Source organism: Trichococcus sp. (assembly GCF_055118575.1).
Map to the genome: position 1 here is coordinate 50,044 of NZ_JBSQPW010000018.1, position 12,103 is coordinate 62,146.

The 12,103-nt window shown below is 48.1% G+C and carries 8 protein-coding genes; 2 read left to right on the forward strand and 6 right to left on the reverse strand.

Annotated features, from left to right (window positions below; all coding sequences use genetic code 11):
• Positions 1–391 precede the first annotated feature (391 nt).
• The 5 genes from ACTCCX_RS06730 to ACTCCX_RS06750 form a co-directional block, all read right to left on the reverse strand.
• Complete coding sequence (locus ACTCCX_RS06730) at positions 392–712, reverse strand: hypothetical protein (protein ID WP_463275283.1); 321 nt, start codon at positions 710–712, stop codon at positions 392–394.
• A 186-nt stretch (positions 713–898) separates the two neighbouring features.
• The gene (locus tag ACTCCX_RS06735) at positions 899–1,789 is read right to left on the reverse strand and encodes a DMT family transporter (RefSeq protein ID WP_463275284.1); all 891 of its coding nucleotides are present in this window, start codon (positions 1,787–1,789) and stop codon (positions 899–901) included.
• A gap of 126 nt (positions 1,790–1,915) precedes the next feature.
• Positions 1,916–3,142 carry a MalY/PatB family protein gene (locus ACTCCX_RS06740; protein WP_463275285.1) on the reverse strand — a complete coding sequence of 409 codons (1,227 nt, stop codon included), beginning with the start codon at positions 3,140–3,142 and terminating at the stop codon, positions 1,916–1,918.
• A 300-nt stretch (positions 3,143–3,442) separates the two neighbouring features.
• Positions 3,443–5,251 (reverse strand): DUF4153 domain-containing protein, encoded by a 1,809-nt coding sequence (locus ACTCCX_RS06745; RefSeq protein ID WP_463275286.1) that lies wholly within the window; start codon positions 5,249–5,251, stop codon positions 3,443–3,445.
• A gap of 382 nt (positions 5,252–5,633) precedes the next feature.
• Complete coding sequence (locus ACTCCX_RS06750; RefSeq protein ID WP_463275287.1) at positions 5,634–6,617, reverse strand: lactate/malate family dehydrogenase; 984 nt, start codon at positions 6,615–6,617, stop codon at positions 5,634–5,636.
• A gap of 222 nt (positions 6,618–6,839) precedes the next feature.
• Here ACTCCX_RS06750 and ACTCCX_RS06755 point away from each other — a divergent pair, with 222 nt between their 5' ends.
• On the forward strand, positions 6,840–7,433 hold the full coding sequence (locus tag ACTCCX_RS06755; RefSeq protein ID WP_463275288.1) for a TetR/AcrR family transcriptional regulator: 594 nt from the start codon (positions 6,840–6,842) through the stop codon (positions 7,431–7,433).
• 103 nt (positions 7,434–7,536) lie between these two features.
• On the forward strand, positions 7,537–9,561 hold the full coding sequence (locus tag ACTCCX_RS06760; protein ID WP_463275289.1) for an ABC transporter ATP-binding protein/permease: 2,025 nt from the start codon (positions 7,537–7,539) through the stop codon (positions 9,559–9,561).
• Between the two features lie 179 nt (positions 9,562–9,740).
• Here the strand turns inward: ACTCCX_RS06760 and ACTCCX_RS06765 are convergent, their stop codons facing one another.
• Positions 9,741–11,144, reverse strand: a complete 1,404-nt coding sequence (locus ACTCCX_RS06765) for a hypothetical protein (RefSeq protein WP_463275290.1) — start codon at positions 11,142–11,144, stop codon at positions 9,741–9,743.
• Positions 11,145–12,103: the final 959 nt, after the last annotated feature.

Here is a 12,103-nt window from a genome sequence, read left to right on the forward strand (position 1 = left end):
CAACCATTTCCTCTGAAAGGATCCTCTCAGTTTTCAAACCGTTTGAAAGCAAGTTGTGAAAGTTTTCTCTCATTCGGGACTCGGCATCTTTTTTCCTAAACCGTTAGGGCTTATACTGAATGCATCCATAAAAGAGGAACCTTCATTTCTTATTAGCAGGTTTCTCCCGGCGCGAGATCGCTCAGTCAGTAAGCGTCGGAACAATGACTCCATCTTTGAGAAGAAATTGCCTTATCCGCGTACTGCCATACGCAATGAGGCATTCTGCTCAACAAAAAAACCGGACAAATTTGTCCGGTTTTTTCTCATATAGCAGGAAAGTATAAAATTTTTCGAATTGAAAAGTGCTTCACCGTAGGTGTTTCACAGGTTTCCAAAATGTTTCATGCGCCTAAAATGATGGCCAGTCTTCCAGTATTTGTTGCAATTGGTCGTTCCTCTCTCTGCCGAGTTTCAGAAATTGAAGGATGACATAAATGACAAAAACAATGCCTCCAATATAGAGCGCGAGATTCAAAACCGAGAGAAATCCAAATAGACCCATACGCGTATCCTCCTTAATCCCTGTGCTCAAAAAGTTTCCTGTTGCGGTTAGTTCAAGCTTACAGGAAATGGTGAAGAAGCACAACCGAAGCCCCTTGCGGATAAAGCATGCCGGTAGCTGCGTGTTCTTCTCCGGCGAACGGAGGCTTCGCCGCAGTTCAGGATGCATTCCGATTGCGTTCTCCGACAAGAGTGGCTTCATCGGAGTTCAGGCTGATTATTACCGGCGTCCTCCGGTGGCGGCTCCTTCATCGGAGCTGCGCACACTTTTCCGTCGCCTCTTCCGATGAGCGAGCGGGCGAGCGGAAAAGCCGGCAACTGCGGCTGCACAGGTAAGGCATTCGGAATCATCCCGTTACTCTTCGATGACCGTTATCTGTTTCTCCCGGTTGCCCAGAAACTCGTTCAGGAAGGCCGCTGCCAGGATCAGCACGCCACCCGCCAATTGCATCGGCGACAGGTCCTCTTTCAGAAACAGCGCCGAAACCGCGATCGCCGTCACCGGATCCACATAGCTGAGCACAGCGAATGTCTGGCTCTCAACCGCCTGAGCGCCCGCAAACATCAGCACATATGCGATCCCCGTGTGGATGATGCCCAAAACCAGCAGGCTGATGATGGAGCCCCCCGTCAATTGGCCCAATCCAAAACCTGAAGTCAGAGCGACATATGGTGTCAGGATTCCGGTTGCGATAACGAGCGTCAAAGCAGTCAAAGGGATCCCGCCAAGACCCGCGATTTTTTTGTTGGACATAATCGCTACCGCATAGAAAAATGCTGCAGCCAATCCGAATCCGATCCCGACCGGATGATTGTAATCCCCCGCATTCGGGCTCACGCCGATGATCAGGAACATCCCTAGCATCGCCAACAGGACGCAAGCGATCTTCTTCGCAGTCAATGATTCCTTGAAGACGAACGGCGCCAACAACGTCATGAAAATCGGCTGGAAATAATAGCTCAATGTCGCATTCGAAACCGTCGTATAACGGAACGCCTCAAACAGCAAGATCCAGTTCATGCCGACCGCAAAACCCGACAACAACAGGAATTTTGCGTTTTTTCTGACCAGAGCCAAAGGGATTCTTTCCTTGCGCACCCACAATGTTCCCCAGAGGAACAGACTCCCCAAAGCGCCCCGGAAGAAGGCGACCTGATTGGAAGCCAAATCGATATTTTTGACGAAGATGCTGATTGTCCCGAATATCAGCATCGACAGCATCACTTTCCCTTTTCCTTTCGACACAACCCCACACCTTCCCTTATTTGATCAAAACAGTACACCCATCATATCACAGAGTTGATCGGCCTGGGATGATTTCCACGCAAAAAAATACGGAACGCACAACTGTCTGCGTTCCGTCACATAGTCTCAATTATTTGCCTGCGTTCTGTATAAAGCTTCCCCTAGACGGTTCAGTGCGTCTTCGATGACTTTGGTAGGCGCCGCCAGATTGATGCGTTCGTAGCCTTCACCCTCTTCCCCGAAGATGTAGCCTTCATCGGTAAAGAATTGCGCTTCCTCGCGCATGAACCGTTCCAGTTCTTCCGCCGACAATCCCAGCCCTTTGAAGTTCACCCATTGCAGATACGTCCCCTCAACCAAGGGTGCGGTTATTTTGGGGAAATTCGCGGCGAAGAAGTCACGCACCAGATGCTGGTTCCTGTCGATAACCGGAATCAGATGATCAAGCCACTGTTCCGCTTCATTGTAGGCGATCCGGCATCCTTCCAAGCCCAACGTCCCGACCATGCCGCAGGAGACACTTCCGAGCGCATCAGATAATTTCTTGCGCAAAGCCACATTTTTGATGATGATATTGGAATTGCACAGCCCAGCCAGATTGAATGTTTTGGAGGGTGAAGTGCAGGTGATCGTCCTTTCCGCCACTGCGTGGGAAAGCGTCTGGAAAACTTTATGTTCGTAGCCAGGCATGATCAGATCGTGATGGATTTCATCCGCGATGATGATCATGTCATAGCGAATGACGATATCCGCCAAACGCGCCAACTCTTCTTCCGTCCACACCCTTCCGACCGGATTATGCGGGCTGCAGAAAATGATCAGCTTGTTCTCTTTCTTGCGGCAGAGATGTTCCAGCCCTTTGAAATCGATCGTATAATCGTCCGCACGATTCAAGAGCGGATTCCGAACGACTTTCCGTCCTGCTTTTTCGATGGCCTCAAAGAAAGGATAATAGACCGGCGTCATGACGACGACTCCCTCACCGGGCTGGGTATAAGCCCTGACCGCCGCATAAAGCGCTGAGACAACACCCGGACTGGTCAGGATCCATTCCTTCTCCAGTTCAAAATTGTGCCGGCGCTTTTGCCAGGCAATCACTGCTTGGTAGTAGTCTTCAGTAGGAATACTATACCCCAATACGTTGTCTTCCAAATACGCCTGCAGCCCTTTAGTGATCTCAGGTGCAGTCCGGAATTCCATGTCCGCCACCGTAAGCGGCACCACATCATCCGCCACATCCGGCATCCATTGCCGCATCTGATCCCACTTGACAGAACCTTTGCCTTTTCTGCTGATGACCGATTCGAAATCATATATTTTTTTGTTTCCTTCAATCTCCATACCGTACACCATGTTATCTCTCCCTTCCCACTCGTGTAAGTTTTAGTCACACAAGAGTCGGATCAGCACCTCGTTTTCGGGTGCAATTCAATTATGCAACTAACTATAAGGGGTTTTTGGGCTGATGTCTAATTTGCCATAACAAATCAGGTCACAAAACCTCACACGTCGTCAAGCCACAACGCCGAATCCTTATCCAACCGCAGTTGTTCCGCGTCAACATTCCTCACATGTCCATTTGCGCGAAAAAATAAGTCCCGGCAGCGCACATACGGCGCAGCCAGGACTTCGAAAGCATTCTTTCCGTAAGACTTACTTGAATTCAATGAAGAGGTAGAGATCTCCACCGACGAAATCCGGCATGCGTTCCAGGGAATTGACCAAAATCGTCATTCTGATGCGGTCATTTTCAGTGGTTATTGTGGCATCTTCGACTGTCAGGTTCCCTTTATCAAAGCCCGATGTTGTTGATTTCTCAAAAATGGTGTCGTACAGTTCTTCCGTATTGTAGGCAAGCAGTTCTTCACCTGCTGCGTCCTTCAGAACCAGGACGTAATACGAATCCTCCAGTCTTTTTTCCAATTGGTATTGTTGACCGTCCGCTTCAAAATCAGTCGTTTCGCCGGTGCTCGTTTCGACTTCGGAGTAGTAGAGATACTGATGGAGCATGACATCGAAACCGGCAATTCCGACGACCGGATTGGCCTCCCAATTCAGGTAGACGAATTCCCCTTCGCCCTGCGGATACTCCGTTTCGGAATAGGTCATGTCAAATCCGTAGGTATCGCTGAAGTCACTGTAGACATTGAAGTCATTCGGCAGATAGGCTACCTCTTTATTGTAGCCCATATTGTCGATGTAGGAAGCGAGCTTGGTGATGACAATCTTATCGCTAAGGGAAACGTCACTTTTCGGCACGATTGCATCATCCACCAACATGTCGTTTTCCATCAGTTTCTTTTCCAAAAAGCTGATTTGGTTGTTCTTGCTGACGGTAAAGGCATCAATCGGCGGAATGATGGAAATTGCCGACAGAACCAGCAGCGCGATGGCGATTAGTCCATTGTGCTTCGGTTTCATGAAACTGAAGATTACGCCGGCTATCGTCGCGAAGATGCCGAACAGGATGACGTAATAGCGGCCATGCGTCACGCCCATCTCCCTGATTTTCAGGAAGGAAGCAATAGTCTGGAAGACGACGATTGGAATCAGGATTTTAGGGAAAATCTTGCGGAACAGGTCGGCGAATTTATTATCGAGATTGCAGGCAAGGATATAGACGATGATGACGATGATCGCATAGGAAACAAGCAGCGGCTCCATCAGGTTGTCTGTCCAGAATTCCCCTGCGATGTTCCGAACAACATAGACCACAAGGATCAGCGTGTAGATGGCTGTCAACGGGATGATGATGTAGGAAATCAGGACCTCCAGGAAGCGCGGCACCATAAATTGGCGGTCCAGCGTTTCCCCTCGTTTCGCCCAGGCCTCGTCCGGTATCATTTCTTCGCGTTTGCCCGGGTAAAGCGGCGTCATCGACAAGAAATAGATCGGCGCGAACAATGATGCGACGATATTCATCAGATGCATCAGAATCTTGTAATCGACATTGAAGAGAAGGTAATCCGTAGCATAAAAAATGGCGCTGATACCGGCTGTCAATACGGCTGAAAAAAGCACTGTCGTAAAGAAGGCTTTCAGAGCCGACAAAAAACTGCGGTGGAAAGGCACTTTGATATTTTTGATCGAAGGTATCCAAATAAATGCGATCATGAGAGCGAACAGTGCCACACCCGTTTTTACACTGATCGCTATATTGTACTGCGTTTGTGGCCCGACCGCGAAGTAATAGCCGGCGGTAAGCAATGCGGATCCGCCCATCAGCAGATAACGGGTATTCAGTTGCGTAAAGAAACGTTCATAAACCATTTGGCCGACGATGCTCAGCATGGCCCCGACCAAGAAAGTGAACAGATACCGGGCATAATCCTCGCGCGGGTTTTCGATCATGAAGCTGTTCAACACTGCGACCGCGATCAAGAAAAGCACGGTCAGTGGATAACGACTGATGGAACGCCCCATTCCTTTGTAGGCTTTCCAAAATGCGTCTTTGATTTTCATTTTTGCCACTCCCTTCAGGCATTCGGATGATCGGATAGCATCCTCTTTTTGAGACCTTCCCCCTTCCTGCACCTATCCTTTGCACCCGCGGCAGTTCTATTTGTTCCTGATGAAACTGTACAGTTTGCTTATCTTAATTATGGATATCCAAGAGCGCCTTTGTCAAATTTTGCGATGCCTTTAAGGTACGCGCACTCAAAAAAACACCTTCTACTAAAACGGTGCAAAGCAGACGGAGCCGCCTAGCCGGAGGAGAGCAAAATACCGCAAGTCGGTTCACTCACCGTGTACGGGATTTTTCCTTATGCTGCAAGAATCTGAACAGTTTTTTGATTTTTCTGACACAAATTGGGCTATCTCTATGTGAGACAGCCCCTCTTGCTTAATCTTTGAACGGACCGGTCTTCGCATCCTTCATCGCCAACTGAATGTAGTCGATCGAGGCATTCAGTTTGGCGGTTTCCCACTCGTCCAACGCGATGTCGAATTGTTTTTCCACACCGTTTCGGCCAATCAGGCAAGGCATACTCAAAGCCACATCCCCGTCATGGCCGTACTGGCCGCGCAAGATCGTACAGACGGGATGAACGCTTTTCTCATCCAACAAAACTGCCTGTGCCAAAGTGATGGCGGACTGCGCAACCCCGGCGTTCGTCCAGCCTTTCCCGTTCAGGACATCATAGGCTACCTGTACGACGGCTGCTCCGATCGCTTCGGGATCCAACGTCTCCGCTTCCGGGAAATGGGCTGCGAACTCATCATAACGGATGCCATTGATGGCCAAGCGGCTCACCACCGGGAAGGCAGTGAATCCGTGTTCGCCCATCATGTAGCCGGTCACGCTCTTGGGATCCACTCCATACTGTTGCGCAATCACTTTCCGCAGACGGGCCGAGTCCAGCATCGTACCGGTCCCGAAGATCCGGCCTTCCGGATAGTCGAATTCGCTGGCCGCGATATAGGTTACCGTGTCCAACGGATTCGTGATCAGGATGATGATCGCTTCTTTTGTGTATTTGGTGATTCCCGCCATCACTTCACGGATGACCGCCGCATTTTTCCCGGTCAGGGAGGCGCGATCCGGAATGGCATTCGGATTGTTTTCATCCTTCAGGACACTTGGGCCAGCAGCGATGATGATCACATCCGCATCCGCGCAATCGGAGTAGTCCCCGGCATGCACATCCACATTCGACATATAGGTCAAAGCGGTCGCATGCGCCTGGTCCAACGCTTCCCCATGGGCGACATTTTCCAGAATATCGATTGTGGCGATTTCCGCAAAGAGCCTCAATTTCATCGCATCTGCCAACACGTACGAACCTACGTGACCCACACCCACCACAACAAGTTTATTTTTATGCATCTTTTCCCCTCCAGTTCTCATCATACTTTCATCTTAGCATCTTTTCAGCAGTTTATCACAAGTATTTCGCGGAAGAGCGCAAACCATAGCGCCGGCTTGCATTAATCGGTCGGTCCGAGTACTATGGAAGCAACATCATCCAAGAGGAGCATACGTTCAATGGAAAAGTTTGTGGAAGCTTTAAAACAAAAAATTCGAAGCAAAGAGGGTTTGTCCCCCAAGATGCAAGACATATTGGATGCCTGCGTAGTGCTTTTCTCGACGCAAGGATTTTCCAACACCAGCACAAAGGATATCGCAAAAGCGGCCAACGTTGCCGAAGGAACCATCTACAAGCACTTCGGGACCAAGGAAAACTTGCTTTACGCTACGATTTTCCCGATTCTCCGCGATATCATTTCTGCCGAAGCGCTCACACAAGTGCGGCAGTTCCGCAATTCTGCCGAGAATGCGCCGTTCGAGCGGTTCGTGGAATTCATCGTTCGCAAGGACGTTATGATGCCTGAAGAACATTTTCAATCCGGCAAAATCTTCATCAGCGAAATGATGTATGACAAACAGCGCTGCCAAGAATTCATCACCATGATCCCAAAAGACTTGATAGAAGGCATTTACGCGATTCTCGACGGCTATAAAGAAAAAAATGAAATCGTCGACTGGCCGAATCCCATCATTTGGCAGTTCATCATGAGCGTCCTGTTCGGCAACCACCTGACCCATTACGTCCTTTTCACAGATGCGGAGCGCGATAAAGAAGCCGAGATCGTCTATCTGACCCAGCAGATCGTCAAAGGACTGAAACCCGACAAGCAATAGCATTGACAGCCCGTTCCCGAATCGCTATACTGGACTAATCACACAGTGAGTAAATACTCACTCATCGTCATTCTTCAAAATAATAAGGAGGCATCCCATCACTATGGCTTTTGTCGAACTAAAAAATCTGAATAAATTTTACCCGATCAGCGGCGCGGAAGATTTCCAGGCACTGAAGGACGTCAACCTTTCCTTGGACAAGGGCGAGTTGGTCTCAATCGTCGGCGAATCCGGCAGTGGCAAGTCGACCTTGATGAACCTATTGGGCGGTCTGGACAGCCAGTTCTCTGGCGAAATAACCATTGACGGACAAAACATGAGCACATTCAGGGAAAAGGATTTCGTGAATTACCACAAAGAGAAGATCGGCTTCGTTTTCCAGAGTTTCAACCTAGTTTCCCACCTCAGCGTGCTGGATAACGTCACGTTGGCGATGACGTTGTCGAATGTCGATAAAAAAACACGGATAGCCAGAGCGAGAGAAGTATTGAAACAACTCGGACTTGAAGCCCAGTACAAAAAGAAACCCAGCCAGCTTTCCGGCGGGCAAAAACAGCGTGTGGCCATCGCCCGTGCGTTGGTAAATGATCCGGATATCATCATCGCAGATGAACCTACCGGCGCTTTGGACTCACAGACAACCGATCAGGTACTGGACATCATCCAAGACATCGCCAAAACCGGCAAACTCGTCATCATGGTTACCCACTCGGAAAAGGTCGCGGCCCGTTCCACCCGCGTCGTTACGATCGATGACGGGAAAATCATCGGTGACATCCGTCAAGGAGAGCTCGCACTGCACGACAACGCATTCGGGCTGCAGCAAAAAAGCAAGAGCAAAAATCTCACTTTTTTGGCGGCAATCCGCTTGGCCCTTCTTAATATGAAAGAAAAGTTGGCCCGTAACATCCTGATCGCTCTTGGCGGCAGCATCGGCATCATGAGCATCATTGTGATGCTATCCCTCGGCGAAGGCGTCAATGATTATTTGACCGAAACAATGAACGCCAACGTCAATCCGCTCGTCAGCGAAGTGCGGATGCCAATCGTCATCGAAACGAACAACAGTAGCGAAAACGCCGATTCCTCGATGATGATCATGACTCCCGCCGGCGCTGAGATTCCTGCCGGTTCCGCGCCGTCCGGTCCTCCAGCCGGGGTGACCCAGTCGGATCCGTTCGGAGAAGAGAATCTCGAAGAATTGCGGAACATCCCGCATGTGGCTGAAGTCAATCTCGCCTACTCTTCGCTTACGATCGGCAGCGACAATGTCATCTATGAAGGGGAAAAATATGCCTTCATGAACTTCGGGACAACCTCGGGCATGACCGATTCGAACATCCTGTATGGGGCGTTCCCTGAAGAAGGCGAAATCCTGATTACAGAAGGTGTCGCCAATCAGATGGCCGGAACTGCGGAAGAAGCCATCGGAAAAGAAGTGACCCTGGACGTTACCGTAGACGGTGAATCGCTGGAAAAAAATTATGTCATCAGCGGCATCTATTCAGCCGGCCAGGCTATCGGCGCCTTCGAATCTGTCTACATGTCAGCCGATTCCTTCGAAACCTTGACCGCAGAGAATAATCTGGAAGTGGAACCGAACGTGGTCTACCTGGTTTCCGATGATCCTGACAACACCCAAGCCATCAAAGACGAAGTTGCCGCTTTGGGTTATCGCGGTTCATCAGCGGATGCCCTGGCCTCCACTTTCACCCAGATGCTGGATATCTTCACTTACATCCTTTCCGGAGTCGCTGGCATCTCCTTGTTCGTGTCCGCTATCATGATTTTGACGGTACTCTACATCAGTGTTGTGGAACGTACCCAGGAAATTGGCGTCATCAAAGCGATCGGTGGACGTAAGAAGGACATCCGCCGCATCTTCGTTTCCGAGTCCTTCCTGATTGGTCTGTTCAGCGGCTTGTTGGGCGTAGGCATCGCCTACCTCATCACCATTGTCGGAAATATTATTGTGGAGAATCTGTTTGACACGGCCATCCTGAATATGACACCGGCCTTTGCGGTATTCGGCATCGTCACTAGCGTGATCATCAGCATGGTCGCCGGCCTGATGCCTGCCCAAAAAGCAGCCCGCCTCGACCCGGTAGAAGCCCTAAGACACGATTAAAATCGCAAGAGCCATGACAAATCCCACTCTAGAAATCGAGCACTAAGAGGATATTACGAGAACGGCCGCTTTTTGGCCGTGACGTAATGTCAGCTTAGGCGGAATCCCCTGCAATTCAGAGTTCAACTACAAGAACCCAAAAGAAGCAACCGACTCAAAGTCCGGTTGCTTCTTTTGGTTCATTCTGCAAGTCGGATTTGCGCATAAAAAGCGTTCATCTGATCGGCCAACTCATTTTCCTGCATTTCATGAAAAATGCTCATCACATTATACAGGTAGCGCAACAGCCAATCAAACGCATCCTGCTTCAGAGTAATACCTGCCTGCATTTCCTCCTCAATCTCTTTATGCAATGCATCGACCCAATGATCCCCCAAAACGATGCGCACCCGTTGGAACTGTTCCCGGAAAAGCTGTTCTGTGGAAACTTCTTCTTCCCCAGGTATCCATTTATTGCGGTTGGCGCTACGGTAATACTGGGGGATGAAATGCTTGAAGTAAGGATCGGATTGCTGCAGCAGGAAGAAGGCTGCTTCATATTTCCGTTCAGCAATAAAACTATCCAATAAATAGGAAACCAAAATATCCCGAAAATCAATCGACAGTTTGCGGACAACCAACTCCTTGTAGGTGTCGTTGACAGGCACAATGTCCAACTTGGCGTACAAGGGCTGTCGGCTTGCTCCTACAACCAATTCTTCACGGTCCAACAACTTATGTGCCTCTTCTTTAGCCCTGTCATGCATACCGCGGGAGCGAAAAACGACGAAACGGACCCATTTCAGCAAGGCGCCTTCTTCGGCAGTCAACTGGATATCCGGATTTCCATCCAAAACCGCCGCAAAATTCTCCAATTTCCGGACTGTATCCGCATAGTCATACTGCTCCCACTGGATATAGCTTGCCTCGTCCTTTTCGTAGCGGAAACTGATGAAAATCATCTGCAGCCACAATTTTTTTATGTCGGAATAACTGGCGCGATAACGTAGCTGTTGCTGTAACACTTCTTCCATTTGGGCTTTGATTCTTGCCGACTCCCAACCCGATCCGACCGCTTCAACTTCAAACAGTTGGACGAGTTCAATCGATTTTCTGACGTTATATTTGTTTTCTGTCATTAATTTATTTACAATAGGCCTTAGAAAGAGGTGCGACAACTTCGCTTGATTCCTGAAATAGGGGAAAATAAGATAGTCTTCATTCACTCTTTTCCTCAAAATTCCCGCATGTAAGGGCTGATGCCCTAGAGGACCGATTATCGGCGAAAACTCCTTCAATTCATATTCCCCTTCTATGAATTCCAGGTTCGCATGATTGAAAGGGTATCCAGCCGGAAAATTCTGTTTGTAATAGAAGAGATACCATTCATGCGCTTCCTGTTCATCCAGCAACAACCGATCCACTGAAATGACCTCATCCGCAAACCGCTTCGCGAAACGTTGCGTCTCATGGGATAATCGATAATATTCTTGCGTATGCAGGAAATCATGCAACGTATGTTCGCTAACTGGGACTTTGCACGCCAGTAAATAGTCATAAACCGCGTAATAATACTCAAAAAACAGAGCGTAATCACCTTTCATTTTCCGCACCTCCGGACCGTAATCCCTTACAATTCTAAATCCATTTTACCATATTGCTTGCAAAATGAACGAAGAAAGCTTGTTAACTGGTTAAGCGCGGCTGCCAAGTAATGAAAATTGTTAGATTACCTGAAAGCTGAAACAAACATCCTACATAGTATTTATTGAAATTTACACAAATTTCGTTCAGTTGATATAAAAATGTTCGGTTATTAATGACGTTTTCGCGCGTAGGTGCTATACTATACATGAAATGACGTTCGTCATATCTATGTACAAACATGCCATATTGCCGAAACATTCCCAATGTACAAGGACTTTCCGAAAGTAAGGCCTCGTCGCTCACTATACGCCATCCCTTTTTGAGAGTAGAAATGTCAGCATCCAAAAAAACAAATATTTTTATATCAGTTATATTGTGTTTCTAAATCCAAACGCAGCAACACAACTGCCGCTAAATAGATTTTAAATTGTAAATCACTATAGCTATTTTGACTCAGACTCTATTGTTAATGAACAAAAATAGATTTTCTGTCGATTTTTTTCGAAAAACTATCTGGTTATCTCGGGAACTAAAATTCATGTTACAGCAACCATTAAATTGCCTGCCAAAAATGGACAGCATCTCCTTTAGCCGGAGACTTTTTGAAATCGGCCTCGTTTGGGAGGAGCAACGTTGATTCCTCACTCCATATGCTTTAATGGCAAAATATTTGCCCCCTGTGCCGCATCAGTAAATTGGATTCGTTAACGTCAACATACTTTCTGCAATAAACTTATCATTTTTAGCAACCAGTTTGTACATGTCAGATTAAATTACACACACATTACAAATAAGCCTTTTTATGACAAGGATTAAATTGGTAAATTGTAAAATGAAATGCATAAGGAAATAAACGAAAAAATCATGTAGATACGATATACTTGTTAGCAACCAAACCAAAAGTATAAGGGGTATC